This is a genomic window from Stenotrophomonas sp. Ps181 (genome assembly GCF_025697425.1).
GTDB lineage: Bacteria > Pseudomonadota > Gammaproteobacteria > Xanthomonadales > Xanthomonadaceae > Stenotrophomonas > Stenotrophomonas sepilia.
The window spans coordinates 189038-206014 of the sequence record NZ_JAHWBI010000002.1 but is presented as its reverse complement, the minus strand read 5'-3'; the positions used below and the strand labels follow the sequence as shown (position 1 = coordinate 206014).

Below are 16977 nucleotides of genomic sequence, written 5' to 3'. Positions count from 1 at the left end.
TTGTGTGCTTAATGCCAGTGCGCAAATTAAGCTGAGATGAAACGTAGTTTGTACTTATCGAGTTGCCCGCAGGGCCAAATGAGTAATCGACACCATTTGAAGTTGTCGATATGTGCCCGAAAGAGGAATGCAGCTTTCCATAGCTCGGCAGCCCTCCCTCATAGGGGAGCGGCATCCATACCCAGACGTCGACCAGCCCCTTTTCATCGATCTTCGAAGGAGGCTTGCCGGAGGCGTATAGGTACGTACCAATCCCTCCCATCAACCCATTCGGATCACTCTGCGAATACCGCCCCGCCGCCGGGTCGTACTCGCGCTGGTAGTTGTAGAACAACCCACTTGTATCCGTCGCCTGCTGGCCCGGGAAGCGCAGCGCCAGTTCAAACGCCACACCATCGCCATCTGGATCGGCACTTGGGATCTGGTTGCCGAACACTTCGCTCTTGTTGCTCCACTCCCAGATCGCCACATCACGCACCGGATCGATCACCACGCGCGGCGTACCCAGGTGATCCGGCTGCACGTAGGTCAGTTCCGGCACGCCGGTAGCCGGCGTGTTGATCAGCGCTACCGGATAGTTGTCCAGCCAGATGGCCTGCTGCTGCGCCTGGCCCGTGGCCGAGTAGTTGCCTAGCCACTGCCCTGCCTCGTCGTACAGCGTGATCTGAGCCGCGCCACTGGCCGGGGTACGCAGCACGCGTTCACCGCGATGGTTGTAGCTGTAGCTTTCCAGTACAGCATCACCCTGCTTCACCGCGTTCATGCGGTTGGCATCGCTGTAGGTGAACGTCTTGCTGCCGATGCTGGTGGTATTCCCCGCTGCGTCATGGTTGCGCGCTTCGCCGTCCACGGCGGTCAGCCGGTGGCTGGTTGCGGGATAGGTGTAGCTGGCGGTGCCTGCCGAGGTGGTCAGCGCGGTGCGATTGCCGGTGGCGTCATAGGCATAGGTTTCAATCGGCGTACCGGTCTTACCGTCCTGGGTCTGAGTCAGGCGGCCCAGCGTGTCGTAGGCGTACTTGGCCAGCACCTCGGAACCTGCACCATCCTTCAACTCGATGTTCGAACGGACAGGTCGGACGCTACTTTCCCACTCATGGGCGTTGGGATGTTCTTGGCCATCATCACTACCACGATCTGCGCTAAATTCTGGCTCCCGGCGCTGCGAATAACCGACGGATATCGGCATCCACCCATATACTGACGGTGATACGGAAAGGAGCTGAAAATCGCTATCCGCACATCTCTCTCGCCCTGGCGAGAACGGCCGCATTTGCTCGTCTGGCCTCGAGCTTCCTTATCAACCCGGCACATTCAGGACGCCCCCCAATTTTTGCTCCATAGATCACAAGTTCACCAGCGCTATCTACTCCATCCAGGTAGAGCACGGCGCAATCTCCAGCAGCAGTACCAATGCGCACCGCACGAACACTTTCAGCGCTCGTACCTGGACGCACTTCACCCTCGCACATCCCACCGTAGTACGAACTACTCAGATCCGCATAAATGGGTTTCAGCTGCAGCTCCCCTAAACGGTCACCCTTGCATCCACTGAGAGCGTACGCACAGCCGAATGCGAGAAAAATAGATCGTATAAGGATGTTTTCGACGCCTGGATAGCGCCCACAAAAACCCTGCTCTCGCCCATTACTTTCCATCACTCCCTCCCAGAATGGCAGGTGGAATGACACCACCTTTTGGTATGAAGTAGTATTTTGCACCTTCTATAAGATATGCATCCTGGAAAACACGACCTGGGAGGATTGATCTATTCTTTATGGCATCGATCGAAATCAACGAATCTGCGACCGCGGTTGCACAATTGTGTGATTTGACGTTGTAGTCCTTGGAGTTGTGCGACTTCATGACGCTCTCCATAAGTGTTTCCTGTGCAGCGGACGTTTCGAACTCCACTATTTCCACGCTTCTATTTTTCAGCTGGGACTGGATATATTCACCAACCGACGAACCATAGGCGTGCGATGTTCCGTAGCTATATAGACCCGACTCGGTTGCAAGAGCAATGTGGCCGAACGGATTGTCACCAAACAGTGGGATACCACCCTGCTCGGAAGCGGACAGAATTGCCAGACTCTTCCTCAGCCCCAGCGCATCTATGGCCAAGGTTGGCGCACCGTCTACATAGGCGTACGCAGACATACCCCCCATCAGCCCGATCGGATCACTCTGCGAATACCGACCCACTACCGGGTCATATTCCCGCTGATAGTTGTAGAACATCCCACTCGCATCCGTCGCCTGCTGGCCCGGGAAGCGCAGCGCCAGTTCAAACGCCACACCATCGCCATCTGGATCGGCACTTGGGATCTGGTTGCCGAACACTTCGCTCTTGTTGCTCCACTCCCAGATCGCCACATCACGCACCGGATCGATCACCACGCGCGGCGTACCCAGGTGATCCGGCTGCACGTAGGTCAGCTCCGGCACGCCGGTAGTCGGCACATTGATCAGCGCCACCGGGTAGTTGTCCAGCCAGATGGCCTGCTGCTGCGCTTGGCCCGTGGCCGAGTAGTTGCCCAGCCACTGCCCCGCCTCGTCGTACAAGGTGATCTGAGCCGCGCCACCAGCCGGGGTGCGCAGCACGCGCTCACCGCGATGGTTGTAACCGTAGCTCTCCAGTGTGGCGTTACCCTGCTTCACCGCGTTCATGCGGTTGGCATCGCTGTAGGTGAACGCCTTGCTGCCAATACTGGTGGTATTGCCCGCTGCGTCATGGCTGCGTGCCTCGCCATCCACAGCAGTCAGGCGATGGCTGGTTGCGGGATAGGTGTAGCTGGCGGTGCCTGCCGAGGTGGTCAGCGCGGTGCGATTGCCGGTGGCGTCGTAGGCATAGGTTTCAATCGGCGTGCCTGTCGTCCCGTCCTGGGTCTGGGTCAGGCGACCCAGCGCGTCGTAGGCGTACTTGGCCAGCACCGACGAGCCTGCGCCGTTCTTCAGCTCGGTGATCGAACCGACGGGATCATAGCCATAGCCCAGCGACAGGCCGCCTGCCGCCGGGTCATGCACCGCCTGCGGGCGATAGTCCAGATCCAGCGGACGCTGCAGCTGGCGGCCGTTGCCATAGGTCCAGCCGGTCGCCGGGCCGAAGGCCGCGTAGGTCACGTTGTTCACCACGATCTGGCGGGCTTGGCCGGGCCGGGTCAGGCCGATCTGGCTGATGCGCCCCTGAGTATCGCGCACGTAGTCGGCGACGCTGCCATCGGGATACGTCAATGCCGTCAGGCGACCCGACTTGCTGTACGCATAGCGCAGCGTACTGGCAACGCCGTTGACGGTCTGCACCTTGCGGGTGACCTGGCCGAAACGGTCATGGCAGTACTGGGTGCTGCCATTGGCGTGCAGCACCTGCCCCAGACGTCCCTTGGCAAAGCGTTCGTCGGCGGCACAGGCGGCCGGCGCCACGTCATAGCTATAGCCGATATCCAGATTGGGATCCGGGTAGGCGATACCGATCAGGCGGTTGAGTGCATCGTAATGATAGGTGGCGGTGACGCCACGCGCATCGGTAGCCGTCTTGCGATTGCCGGCGGCGTCCACGGTGAAGCTGCTGGCGCCACTGTCCGGGCTGACTTGCCCGGTCATATCACCGAAACCGTTGTAGGCGTAGGTGGTATGCAGGCCCTTCGGGTCGGTGACCTGGGTGACCTGGTCCAGCGCGTTGTACTGGCTGCGGATCTCCGCCGCGACGCCGCCGACGTCCTGCAGGGTCTGCGCCAAGCGGTTCAACGGATCGTACTGCTGGCTGGTCACGCGCTGCAGGGCATCGGTCACCGTCTGTGGGTTGCCGTTGGCATCGTAGGCAAAGCCGGTGGCGTGGTTGCCCGCATCCTTCAGCGCGGTCAGCTGGCCAAGCGTGTTGAACGTCCGCGCCAGGGTACGGCGCAGGGTGCCGCCTGCATCCAGCGTGTCTTCCTTGAGGCGGTTGCCGGCGTTGTCCAATACGTAGTGGATCGTGTTGCCGCTGTTGTCCGCAATATCGGTCAAGCGCTGGGCGGCGTCATAGACATAGGTGACACTGCTGCCGTCCGGCTCGGTGACCTGCTGCACCTGGCCGGTCGGCCAGTAGCTGATCTGGGTCACCCGGTCCTCGGCTGTGGTGGCACCGCGCACGGTGACCGAGGTCGGCCAGCCGCGCGCATGGTAGGTGTAATCGGTGACCACGCCGTTGGCATCCTTGACCGACAACGGCCGCCCGAACGCGTCGTAGGCCAAGGTCTCGACCGTCTGGCCCAGCGCATTGGTCACGCTGCGCAGGTCGCCCTTGCGATAACTGCAGGCACCACTGGTCGCGCATCCCGCGTCGTCCGCGGTGTAGTAGGCATAGGTGGAGACATCCGCCACATCACTGCGTGGGCCATCCACGCTACGCAGCAGTCCCACCAGCGGGCACTCCGGCCCTTCGGCCTCACAGTAGGTCTGCGTGGTGATGCGGGTATCACCGGTCACCCTGTCGCGCACGGTGATGGTGGTTGGCTGGAGGCGCGCATTGCGTGCGATGCGGATCTCACGGTTACCGATGGTCTGCTGCACCAGCCGATTGCTGTCCATGGCCACGCGCATTTCGCTGACGCGCTGGTCCGGAGTACCGGCCGCTTCGGTGGTGGTGGTCACGCTGACGGCGCCTGCGGCAGCATCACTGGCCTCGGCATAGGCGTAGCTGGTGACGACACCACGGCGATCGGTCACCGACTGCAGCCGACGCCGGAAATCGGTGCCCTCGGGCAGATAGGCGCGAGTGATGCTGCCGTTGCTTTCGGTGATGCCATTGACCTTGCGCGGAAGGCCGCTGGTACCGCTGGCGGTCAAGGCGTAGGTGCTCTGCTTGCCCAGTGCGTCGGTGACGATGGTGGTGCCTGCCGGGGTGTACTCCAGGCGCACGCCATCAATGCCCACGTCGGCTTGGCTGCAATCGCCGGAATGGCGGCTGCAGGTAACCCGCCCCTTGGCGTCATAGCCGTACCAGCTGTAGCGCTGGGTGTCTTCGGCGGTCACGCCGGTCAGGTAGCCCGGGAAGCGGGCGTCCTCATAGTGATACGTACGGCTGGCACCGTCGGCATAGGTCGCGGTGATCAGTTCCCCGTCCGGAGAATAGGCGTAGCTCACCACAGGCTGGCCGGCGATCACCAGGGCCGAGATCAGTGAATCGTCGCCCGGCGCGAGGTACTGGACATCCACGCGCCGACCGGTTGAATGGGTGATGCTGAGCAGGCGGCCGCGGCTGTCGTGTGCATAGGTCAGCGAAGTACCGTCTTCGAAATCACGGCGCTGCATCAAGCCATCAGCATCAAAATAAATGCGCTCTCCGGCACGTGAAAGTTGCCAGTTGGTGCCCTGCTGGACCGCGCGATCGCCGCTTCCGTCCATGGCTTCGTAGCTTGCCCCCACTTTCTGGAATGCGATCTGCCCGCCATCGGCGCCGATCCGCCCAACTTTCAGTTCGGAGCTGGGAGGGAAGGTGGAATCGTCTACGCCTGCGGTAAGCCGCAGATTGTGGGAATGGGTCCAGCCCGTACCCAACGCGCCGCCCGCCGTGCTCGTCAGGGAGTGATAGTGGCGTTGGAAGCTCACCCATCCAAGGTTGAAATCCGGCTCAGGCTGGGATTTATCGCCAGTGGTCGGATCACACGGGTTACCAACAGGACACTGCTGCGGCGGCAGCGGCCCGCTTGTGTAGGAGAGCATGGGCGACATGTGCGGCTCGTCCTGCTGAACCAGAGAGCACATCTGCAGGGCCTCATTCCACGTCAGGGACGGTCGATTCGGACAAAGCGCCGTTCTGGCCCGGCGCACACGCTCCCACCCCACTATCGACGAGCATTCTTGAGTGCTCTGATGATAGAAGTTCAAGGTGTAATGGAAATCCTTCTCCTCGTTGGTGACGCTACCGTCGTCGCCCCTGCCAAGTCCAAGGAGCTCCACCCAAGGATCCTCCGTGAGTGAAGTCGCCGGGCACTGGGGGTCGCTGACGCGGGTAGCGAGGATCACGCTACGAATCTGATCTTCGGATGAGTACTCCTGCCCTGAGTGGATGTAGACCCAGTCGGTAGTAACGATCTTCTCGGGTCTCACCCGGTAATCGTAGATGACCTTCTTTCCAAGGACGCGTTGGCGTTTGACATGCCAATTGAAGGGTTTGTCCTTTTCGTACTGGGAAAAGAGCGACTTGATGTCCTTCTGCACCGCCGCTTCGGTAGCTCGCGGCTGGCCCATCGACAGGTAGCTCTCCCATTTCTTCTGCACCTCCTGCGCCTGCGCAGCCCAAGGAGCCAAGCTCCCCAGCGCGATCATCGCCAGTGCGGCACACGAAATGGTCTTCAGTCGTTCCAACATCCCTGTTCTCCTTCCTGGACAAACACAGCACCGGCAGGAACGAGAACGTGGGGCGGTTGCCTCACCACGTCATGCTTCGGATCGTCCCTGGTCCGGAATGCGGTCTGACCGCATGGGGGACGTTATCTCCGATGTCGTTTACACATTCAAGTCATAAAGTGTGGAGCGGGTCGGATTTCAGAGTTTTCTGATTCAGGGGGGGGGGCGTGTCGGAAACTCAGCCGAGCGTGGGCTCGGCTCTACAAGGCGAATGCCTCCAGAAACAGAAACGCCGGGCATCGCCCGGCATTTCCGTCACAGCATGGAAGGGATGAATCTCAGTATTTACCGTCGAACGCGAAGATCGGCTTGCGCGTCTTCCACGCACCAGCAGTAAAGTCCGGGAACTCCAGCGTCTGGAAACCGTTGGCGATCGACTGCTCGCTCAGCGGCGTGATCGCACTCCAGGTCACCGCATCATAGATGTCGATCGGCATCGGCGCCTTGGCCTTCAGTGCTTCAACGAAGGCATGGATGACGAACCAGTCCATGCCGCCGTGGCCGGCGCTGGCGGCAGTGTCGGCGTTCTGCTTCCACAGCGGATGCTCGTACTGGTCCTGGTACTTCTTGAACTCCTCCCACTGGTGCGGCGGGCTGCGGCCTTCGATGTGGATCGAATGGTTCACGTCCATCCACAGGCCCTTGGTGCCCTGCACACGGAAACCCATTGAATACGGGCGCGGCAGCGAGGTGTCGTGCTGCAGCAGGATGGTCTCACCGTTCTCGCAGGCCAGCGTGGTGGTGACGATATCGCCGAGCTTGAACTTCACCTGGGTGCTGGGGTGGGTGGTGCCGCCACTCTTGGCCACGGTGTATTCGTGCAGGCCGCGTGCCTTGGTCGCGAAGGCGTTGATGTGGGTGAAGCGGTTGCCACGGTTGATGCCGGTGTACATCGCACAGGGGCCGATGCCGTGGCTGGGGTACAGCTCACCGTTGCGCTGCACCGAATGCTCGGTGCGCCAGCGTGCTTCGCTCCAGCCCTTGGGACCGAACTCCACGCCGCTGTCGTACGGCTGGTTGGGATCGCCGGAATTGAACTTCACGCCACGCAGGTCGTGCTGGTAACCGGCCTGCAGATGCACCAGTTCGCCGAACAGGCCCTGGCGCACCATCTGCAACGCGGCCATCACGTCGCGGCGATAGCAGACGTTCTCCAGCAGCATGTACGGGGTGCCGGTGCTGAGCTGGGTCTTCAGCACGTCCCAGTGGTCCTGCAGGGTGATGCCGGCCACCACTTCACAGCCCACGGCCACGCCGGCCTGCATCGCGGCTATCGCCATTGGTGCGTGGTACTCCCACGGCGTGGCGATGATCACGCCATCGATGCCCTTCTGTTCCAGCAGGCGCTTCCACGCGTTGGTGTCACGATCCTGGCCATAGGTCTTCGGCGCGGGCTTGCCGGCCTTCGCCACCATCTCCATGGCGCGACCGAGCATGATCGGCTCGATGTCGCACAGGGCAACCACTTCGACGTCGTCGCGACGTACCAGCTCCTTCAGCAGCACCAGCCCACGCATGCCGGTACCGATCATGGCCAGGCGCACTTTGCCCCCGCGTGCCCATGCCGGGGTCTGCGGCAGCAGGCTGCTGGCGGCGACAGCGGCACTGGCCGCGATGAATTCCCTACGCTTCATGGCAGACATCTCTCCTCTTGGCAGCGTGCCGGCCGCAGCCGGCACGCCAGGTCACGCAAACGGAATTACTTGAACCGGTAGCCGATGGTCACACTGTAACCACGGCCGAAGATGGTGGCGTAGTCACTGGAGTCACCCAGGAAGCTGTTCGGATCGTAGAACGGCAGGCGGTTGAACAGGTTCTTGACGGTGAAGCTCAGGTTCCACGCATCGTCCGGGCGCCAGGTGACGCTCATGTTGGCGGTCCACCACGACGGTGCACCATCGCACTTGCTCTTCTGCAGGGCCAGATAGCCGCCGGTGCAGGTTTCCTTGTTGTTGCTCTCTTCGTCGATCTGGTCGGTGGCCCACTTGGTGCCACCCACGTAGTTGACGAACATGCTGGTGGTCACCTGCTTGTAGGTCCAGTCTGCATTGAGCGTGGCACGCAGGCGCGGGTTGTTGTAGTAGCCCACCACGTCGCCGTAGTACCAGCCGTTCTCCGCGTCCATGTAGAAGCGGTTGCGGTTGGCGATGGTGGCGGCCAGGCCGATGTTCAGGTTGCCCCAGTCGCCCAGCGAGAAGCGGCTGCGCGCGTCGATGTCGAAGCCGTCGATCAGGGTCTTGCCGCGGTTCTTGTACTGGCCGACCACGCTGGCCACGTTACCGGCGGAGTAGCCCGGCAGGGTGGCCGGGCAGCTCACGCCGCTGGCCGGATCGGCGCACATTGCCGCCAGCTGCGCCAGGTTGGCGCGGTCGCTGTCGGTGATCGGCGAGCGCGACATCGAGATGATGTCTTCCATGCGGCGATAGTCCGGCGCAACGATTTCATTGTTGCGGTAGATGAACCAGTAGTCGGCCGACACCGACAGCCAGGTTGCCGGCTCGTAGACGAAGCCGAGGGTGGCGATCTTGGCCTTTTCCGGCTTCAGGTCCTTGTTCGGCTGGGTCATGCGCGCCACGGTGCGGCTGCAGTCGACGTTCAGCAGGGTCTTGCCGAGGTCGACGTCACCCGGCCGCTGCGACTTCAGCAGCAGGTTGGCGATGGCGTTGGTCTCGCCGCAGCGCAGTTCGTCACGGAAGCCACCGAGCTGGGCGAACACGCCGCCGTTGCCGGACTCGGCCAGGCTCGGTGCACGGAAGCCGGTGGAATAGGTGCCGCGCAGCATCAGCTGATCGAACGCCTGGTACTTGAAGCCGATCTTCGGCGCGATGTTGGCACTGAAGTTCGGGTATTTGTCCACGCGCACCGCCGCATCCAGTTCCAGCTTGTCGGTGATCGGTGCCACGGTCTCGGCGAACAGCGCGTAGGTGTTGCGCTTGCCGTCGAACCACGAGCCGCCCTGCTGGGTGATCAGGCCGTTGGCCGCATCGGCGTTGCCCGGGGTGTAGAAGGTCTCACGGCTGGCATTGAAGCCGAACGCGGCGCGCATCTCGCCCGCTGGCAGCTGGAACAGCGGTCCTTCGATCTTGCCGTCCAGTGTATGCAGGCGGGTCCACGACTGGATGTCGAAGGTCGGGAAGGCTTCACGGATCAGCGCGGCGTTGGCTTCGCTGATCTCGCCGAACTTGTACGCCGGGTGGTCGGAGATGATCACCCGACCAGTGCCCGGATCGATCGTGTATGGGCCGAAGGCCTTCTCGAAGCCCTTGGTGTTGACGTTGATCGTCTGGTAGGTGGTGGAGTGGGTACCCGCGCTGGCGAATGCGGTTTCCCAGTTCCAGTCACCCACATTGCCACGTGCGCCTGCCAGCACGCGGTAGCTCTTGTCCGTGTTGCGCTGGCCGAAGTAGTTCGGGCCGGCATCCTGCAGCAGGTAGTTCAGGCCGACCACCCCGCCCATCATGGCCTTCAACTGCGGGCTGGCGTGGTTGTACTCGTTGTTCGGGCCCAGGAACGGGTACAGGAACTGGTTGACGGTGTTGCCGGTATTACGCGAGAACCAGCTGGTCGGGTTGCCGGTGGTGGTGCCGTAGGTGCGCGGCGTGCCGCCGTTGGCGCGCAGGTCGATGTCGGTGTAGGTCGCCTCGGCGAAGATCTCGGTGCTGTCACCCACCAGGAAAGTGCCGTTGAGGTAGGCGGTATTGCGCTCGGACTTGGCGCCGGCATCGATCTCGTTGTTCATCCAGGTTTCCCAGACGCAACGCGGACCGGCCGCTTCACTGGTCAGCACGTTCCTGCAGCCCGGCGCGGCTTCCTGCACGCGGCGGCCGGTGACCGGATCGAACGCGAAGTAGGTGCCCGGGTTGAACTCGCCCGGCTTGCTGCCCACACCCAGGCGCAGGTTGTTGAGGTAGTTCGGATTGTTGACGTAGTACTGGTCGGGCCGCTTGTCGTAGAAATCGCTCAGCGGAATCGCGTCGCGACGGTACATGTTGACCGCACCGTAGATGTTGAAGCGGTTCTCGGCCAGGTCACCGAAGCCGGCGGTGATGCTGGCCTGGCGCTCGCCGTAGGAATCGATGCGCGAGGAGGTGTCGTTGGTGAAGCTGATCTCGGCCCCCTGGAAGTTGCGCTTGGTGATCACGTTGATCACGCCGGCCACCGCGTCGGTACCGTACACGGCCGACGCGCCGTCGGTCAGCACTTCCATGCGCTCGATGGCCGCGGCCGGGATCGCATCGATGTTGACGAACTGGGTCTGGAAGCCGGCCGGCGCACCGTAGTACGACAGGCGGCGACCGTTCAGCAGCACCAGCGTGCCCTGTGCGCCGAGCCCGCGCAGGTTGGCCTGCGAGGCACCATCGGAACCGGTGAACAGCGAGCGCGCATCCTGCTGCGCCGGGCGAGCGGCCGGCAGGTTGTCGAGCACCTGCAGCAGCGTGCGCGCACCCATGTTCTGGATGTCCTGCTTGCTGATCACCTGCACCGGCGAGGCGGTTTCAACGTCGGTGCGGCGGATGTTGGAACCGGTGACCTCGATACGGGCCAGGTCGGTGGCGTTGTCCTTGCTCTCCTGGGCAAAGGCAGGAGCGGCAAGCGAGAACAGCGCGCCGGCAATGGCCAGCGTCAGCGGAGCGATCGGGCGGCAGGGGGGGCGGTGGTGGCGGGCGGGCAACATCGGGGTTCTCTCCTGGCAGGGGTGCGGCGCAACTGAGTGAGCGCGTGGGCGTTCGGCGGGCAAAACGCTCCCGGGCCACGGCCATGAGGGCCGTAGTCGGGATGGGGCGGGGGAGGAGCGGTGTTACGTGGGGGTCACGGGGCGACGATGCTGGCGGAGTCGCCCTCCTGGCCGATCAGTACGGCGTTGGCCCAGTTGGCACAGACCTGGGCGGGTTGGCTGCCCTGCGCACCCAGCGTGCGCAGGCTCAGGGTGGAAAGGCCACGGATGTCCAGCTCCGGCTTGACGACGCCGGGCGCCTTCACCAGGCCGCTGTCGTACAGCAGGCGGTTGTCGCCCCATATCTGGAACTGCAGGCCGCCGGCGTCGCGGCAGGCGTCGTCGATGCCGAGGTCGGCACGCAGCACGTGCCAGCCGCCCTGCAGGCGCAGGTCGATGCGGCTGTTGGCGCCGACCCCCAGGCCACGGCGGAACTGCAGGCCGTTCATGCGCATGCCGGCGTCGCCACGGAAGGACTGGTCGGTACGCAGCTGGCTGGCCAGCGCGGCCGGCACCGGCAGCTCGGAGAGATAGCGCTGCCGGGCCGGTCGCTCCGGTTCCTGGTGTTCGAGGATGTGGAAGGTGGACAGCGCGATCGGGCCGACGTCACGGGGCTGCAGCGCATCGAACGCGCGGGCGCTGCCCTGGGCGGCGGTGACCATCGGGTCGGTGCTGCTGGCGCCGTCGCCTTCGGGGTTCTGCACGCTCAGCACGCGGAAGCGCAGCAGGCGGCCGGCATGCGCCGGGAAGTCGATGCGCTGCACGCCCTCCTTCAACTGCAGGCGGCCACGCGCGATCGGCTCGCCCCACTCCCCGTTGCTGTCGCCCAGGTACACCTCGTAATCGCGCACCTGGCCGTGCTTCCAGTTCTTGTCGTTGCGCGGCGCGATGTCGATGCCATCGATCATCTTGCGCTCGCCGAAGCCGATCACCCACTCGTGCGCACCGGTGCGCACGGCCTGGTTGCGCACGCTGCGGAACCAGGTGTTGGGATCGTCATCGAAGGCGTTCTCCAGCGCATGGCCGGGCTCTTCGGCCGGGCGGTTGACCACCAGCAGGCTGTCTGCGGGCAGTTCGCGGCCCAGCGCCGGCGCGGCCGGGTAGGCATCATCGGCGGCTGCGGCAGCGACCGCGAAGTCCAGCTGCAGCTGCAGTGGCTGGCGGATGTCCTGGGCAGCCGTGCGCACATGCAGCGTGCCGCGGCGCTCCTGCGCGTCGAAGTACCAGCCCTCGTTGGCGCTGTTGAAGGCGGCGGCATCGGCCAGCGCCGGCAACGCACGGCCACCGGCCTGCACTGCACGCGGCGCCTGCCGGCTGAGTACGCGCAGGCCGTAGCGGCGCTGCGCCAGCTGGCCGTTGTACTGGCCCTGCACCGCGTCGATCTGCACCTGCACCGGGCCACTGCCGTGCGCCGGCGCCTGCACGCGGATCTGCTGCGTGCTCGACTCGCCCTGCTGGTAGCGGCGCGTGTTGCCATCGTCTTCGTACAACGTGTACTGCGAGTCGCCCTGCGGGTACAGGTCGAAGGTCACTTCATCGAGCGGTTTTTCGCCATCGAACAGCATCGACGGATACATCGGCAGGATCGCACCGGCACGCACGAACACCGGCAGCGTGGCCAGGTTCACCTGGCGGTCGAGCTGGCGGCCATCGGCACCGGCCTGCACGCGGCGGCCATCCCAGTAGTCGATCCACCCCCCGGCCGGCAGGTGGATGTCGCGGCGCCAGCCACGGCTGGCCGCCTGGCTGCGGTACACCGGCGCCACCAGCAGGTCGCGGCCGAGCAGGAACTGGTACTTGTAGGTCTCATCCTGTGCATGCGGGTCGCGCGGGTAGTCCCACATCAGCCCCCGCACCGGCGGTGCACCGGTCTGCGCGGCCTCGTGCACCAGCCCGTACATGTACGGGGTCAGGCGCATCTTCAACTTCAGGTAATCGCGGTTGATGCTGCGGTACGGCTCGTCGTACCACCACGGGTGCTTGCGTGCGTTCGACGACCAGCCGCTCATGCCCATCAGCACCGGCGTGAACGCCTTCCACTGCAGGTCGCGGGTGAAGGTCTCGGCGCTGCCGCCGAAGATCGCGTCGACATCGCCACTGGCGTAGGCCATGCCGGACAGGCCCGAACCGACCAGGGTCGGCACGTGCCAGCGGATGTAGTCCCAGCTGCTGCTCTGGTCGCCGGTCCAGGCCACGGCATAGCGCTGGATGCCGGCCCAGCCCATCACCGTCCACAGGAACGGGCGCGAATCGGAATTGTCGAGGATGCCGTTGAACGCCTGGCGGTTGGCGTCCATCGCGAACTGGTAGCCCTTGCCGGTCCAGGCCACGTCCAGCTTCTGCACGCGGCTGCCGGCCTTGCCGACTTCCCAGGCGATCTTGTCGACGCCGTTCTCGGTCCACAGGCCGGTGCGGAAGCCGTAACCGGCCAGGCCCTTCACCGTTTCCGGCAGCTGCTTGTAGCCGCAGCCGTAGCCATCGTTGGGCAGGATCCAGCCACCGGGCATGTCGTTGGCGCGGTACTGCTTGGCCACGCTGTTGATCACATCGGGCGTGGTGCCGGTCGGGCCGTCGCTCCAGCCTTCGGGCACGGTGCCGGGCTTCCTGCTGTTGTCGCCGTCGTTGTAGCAATCGGCATCGCCGTAGGACAGCGCCCAGCGCGCGACCATGTTCGGGCGGCCGGTCAGCTGGGTGTAGCGCTCGATCAGCTTGGGCAGGTCGGCGCCGACGAAGTAGTACGCGTCGAAACGGTCTTCGCGGTGCAGCAGGGTGGCCTGGTCGGGCTGGCGCAGGTCGTAGCTGCCATCGCTCCAGGTATTGCGCAGCATGCCCCAGCCACGGCTGCTCAGCAGCATCGGTGCAGGACTGGGACGGTCGCCCTCTTCCCAGCCGCCGGAATAGGACACTTCCAGCTCGCGGCCCTTGAACTGGTAACGGCCGTTCTGCTGGCCGCCACCGAAGTAGCCCTCATCGGCCTGCGAGGACAGCACCTGCACGCTCTGCGTGGCATCCAGGTCCAGCGGCTGCAGTTCCTGCCACAGCGCGGTGGGCTGGCCGTTGTCCAGGCGTTCCAGGCGCATGCGCAGCGGCTGCCGCTGTACATGCAGGACCAGTGCATCGGTGCGCACGCGGATTTCCTGTGCGTCTTCTTCCAGCTGCGCCTGTACGTTCGCCTTGGGCTGCGGCAACACGATCGGTGCGGCCTTGTCGCCGGCACCGGTCAGCGTGCCGTTGCGACCGGCCTGCACGCGGATGATGTCGGTCGCCGGCAGTTCGATGCGGATGCGCGCGCCCTTGTCGGTCTGCAGGTCCCAGCCGCGCACGCCATCGCGGCTGTCGCTGGCGCTGACCGAACGCAGGTTGCCGACCGGCTCGGCGCGGGCCGGCATGGACGCCAGCATCAATGCCGGCAACAGGGCCAGCATCAGCGGCGAGCGACGAACGCAGTTTTCCACGCGGACTCCCAACCCGTTCACCGGGCGTTTCGAAAGCGATTGGGCCGACTCTAGGGCAGCGATTCGAAAGATGTCAACAAATTGAAAGGAAAAAGGAAGATATATTCCGTTGAAACGAAAGTTGTTGCGTCGCAATACTTTGTGTAAGCGCTTGCAGGCGCCTGTTAAGCATTGTGCGATACGGCATTTGGTCTGTCCTTTCGTTTTCGTGGCCCTCCCCGGCTGGAAAAGTGACCCGGCCATTTTCTTTCTTTTTACTTTCGATGTTTGACATTTCGAAAGAAAACACAGATGGTGCGCTGGCCCAACTGGAACCTCCGAATGGACGTCACCCTGCTTTCCGATGTGTCCGCCTGGCAGCGCCTTGGCGGAGCCGATACCGCAACCGAAATCGCCCAGCAGCCTGCGCTGTGGGAAGCACTCGCACAGGACCTGTCGCGTGCCCGCGACCGCCTGCAGGCCTTCCTTGGCGACAGCCTCAACGATCCCAACCAGCGCGTGCTGTTCACCGGCGCCGGCAGTTCCGGCTTCATCGCCGAAATGGTGGCCGACGCGATCAACGCACAGTGGCCGGCCGAGGTGCGCGTGGTGCACACCACCAGCCTGCTGACCCACCCGGCGCTGTACCTGCAGCGTGACCGCCCGACCCTGCTGGTCTCGTTCGGCCGCAGTGGCTCCAGCCCGGAAAGCGTGGCAGCGGTGGATCGCGTGCGCAGCGACGTGGATGACGCGCGCTTCCTCGACATCACCTGCAACGCCGATGGCGAACTGGCCCGCCGTGGCGCCGGCCGTGCCGATACCTGCACCCTGCTGATGCCGTCGGCCAGCTGCGACCGCGCCTTCGCCATGACCAGCAGCCTGACCTGCATGCTGCTGGCCGCACTGACCGTGTTCGATCGTTCGCCGTGGGATGCGCGCGTGGCGCGCCTGAAGCAGATCGCCGCGCTGGCCCGCGAAGGCCAGGCGCAGTGGGACGCACCGGTGGCGGCGCTGGCGCAGCGCCCGTTCAACCGCATCATCTACCTCGGCAGCGGCCCGCTGGAAGCGCTGGCACGCGAGTGCGCGCTGAAGGTGCTGGAACTGACCGCTGGCCGCGTGCTGGCGCTGGCCAACACCCCGCTGGGCTTCCGTCATGGCCCGAAGTCGACGCTGGATGGCAACACCCTGGTGGTAGTGCTGCGCAGCGTGCAGCCGCTCGCGCGCCGCTACGAGCAGGACCTGCTGGAAGAACTGCGCCGCGATGGCGTGGCCGGGCAGGTGCTGGCGATCGGTCCGCATTCGGATATCGGCGCCGATGACGACTACACCCTCACCGTACCGGCGCTGGACGATCCGTGGCTGGCACCGGTGTGGCTGGGCTTCGCGCAGCTGTTCGCGCTGCAGCGCTCGGCCGCGCTGGGACTGACCCCGGACAACCCGTTCCCGGATGGCACCGTCAACCGCGTCGTCAAGGGCGTCACCATCCACCATGGCTGAGCTGATCGCCCACGCCTGCTATGGCATCGACATCGGCGGCACCAAGATCGAGCTGGTGGCGTGCGATGCGGCGATGCAGGTCACCTGGCGCCGCCGCGTGGCCACGCCGCAGGGCGACTACGATGGCTTCCTGCAGGCCGTGGTGACGCTGGTGGCCGAGGCCGACGCCGCGCTGGGCCGGAATGATGCGGCCATCGGCATTGCCCTGCCCGGCGTGCGTGACCGCCGCAGCGGCCGCCAGCTCAGCGCGAACGTGCCCGCACTGACCGGCCAGTGCGTGGCGCAGGATCTGCAGGCGCGGCTGCAACGCTCGCTGCATTTCGGCAACGACCTGCAGTGCTTTGCCCTGTCGGAAGCGCACGGCGGTGCCGCCGAAGGCTATCCCAGCATGTTCGGCGCCATCCTCGGCACCGGTGCCGGCGGCGGCTTCTGCCTGCAGGGCCGGCTGCTGTCCGGCTTCAACGGCCTGGCCGGCGAATGGGGCCACTGGAGCGTGCCCGGCCATCTGCTGCAGCGCCATGGCCTGCCGCTGCTGGACTGCGGCTGCGGCCTGCAGGGCTGCGTGGAGCGCTATGTGTCCGGCAGCGGATTGGCCATGATCGAACGCCACCTCGGAGGCAGCGCCGTCGATGCCAGTGCGGTGATCACGCTGGCCGAAGCCGGCGATGCCCGCGCGCGCAAGGCGCTGGACATCCATCGTGACCTGCTCGGCCACAGCCTGGCCGCGCTGGTGCTGGCGCTGGACCCGCACGTGATCGTGCTCGGCGGCGGACTCTCGCAGTACGCGCCGCTGTACCAGCAGCTGCCGGCCGCCATCGCCACCCATCTGTTCAATGGCGTGCAGGTCCCCCCGATCGTGCCGCCACGGTTCGGCGATGCCGGTGGCGCACGTGGCGCTGCCCTGCTCGCCTGCCAGCCCTCGTTTTCCTGATTGACCGGAGCGTG

At 64.5% G+C, this 16977-nt stretch carries 6 protein-coding genes and 1 pseudogene; 2 read left to right on the top strand and 5 right to left on the bottom strand.

Annotated features, from left to right (window positions below; translation table 11 throughout):
- Positions 1–205: 205 nt before the first annotated feature.
- The 5 genes and pseudogenes from KXV01_RS04475 to KXV01_RS04455 all read right to left on the bottom strand — a co-directional run.
- Positions 206–1054, bottom strand: a pseudogene (locus tag KXV01_RS04475) (RHS repeat-associated core domain-containing protein); the annotation flags it as partial.
- 590 nt (positions 1055–1644) lie between these two features.
- Entirely contained in the window at positions 1645–6348 is a 4704-nt protein-coding gene (locus KXV01_RS04470; RefSeq protein ID WP_258393609.1) for an RHS repeat-associated core domain-containing protein, read from the bottom strand.
- Between the two features lie 317 nt (positions 6349–6665).
- Positions 6666–8021 (bottom strand): Gfo/Idh/MocA family oxidoreductase, encoded by a 1356-nt coding sequence (locus tag KXV01_RS04465; RefSeq protein ID WP_111097379.1) that lies wholly within the window; start codon positions 8019–8021, stop codon positions 6666–6668.
- A 65-nt stretch (positions 8022–8086) separates the two neighbouring features.
- Entirely contained in the window at positions 8087–11062 is a 2976-nt protein-coding gene (locus tag KXV01_RS04460; RefSeq protein ID WP_263467532.1) for a TonB-dependent receptor, read from the bottom strand.
- Positions 11063–11196: 134 nt separating this feature from the next.
- Positions 11197–14556, bottom strand: coding sequence for a TIM-barrel domain-containing protein (locus KXV01_RS04455; protein ID WP_263467531.1), 3360 nt, complete (start codon positions 14554–14556; stop codon positions 11197–11199).
- A 321-nt stretch (positions 14557–14877) separates the two neighbouring features.
- Here KXV01_RS04455 and KXV01_RS04450 point away from each other — a divergent pair, with 321 nt between their 5' ends.
- Entirely contained in the window at positions 14878–16032 is a 1155-nt protein-coding gene (locus tag KXV01_RS04450; protein WP_164283043.1) for an SIS domain-containing protein, read from the top strand.
- Positions 16025–16963 (top strand): ROK family protein, encoded by a 939-nt coding sequence (locus KXV01_RS04445; RefSeq protein WP_049417012.1) that lies wholly within the window; start codon positions 16025–16027, stop codon positions 16961–16963. Before KXV01_RS04450 ends, KXV01_RS04445 begins: the two co-directional genes overlap by 8 nt.
- Positions 16964–16977 lie beyond the last annotated feature (14 nt).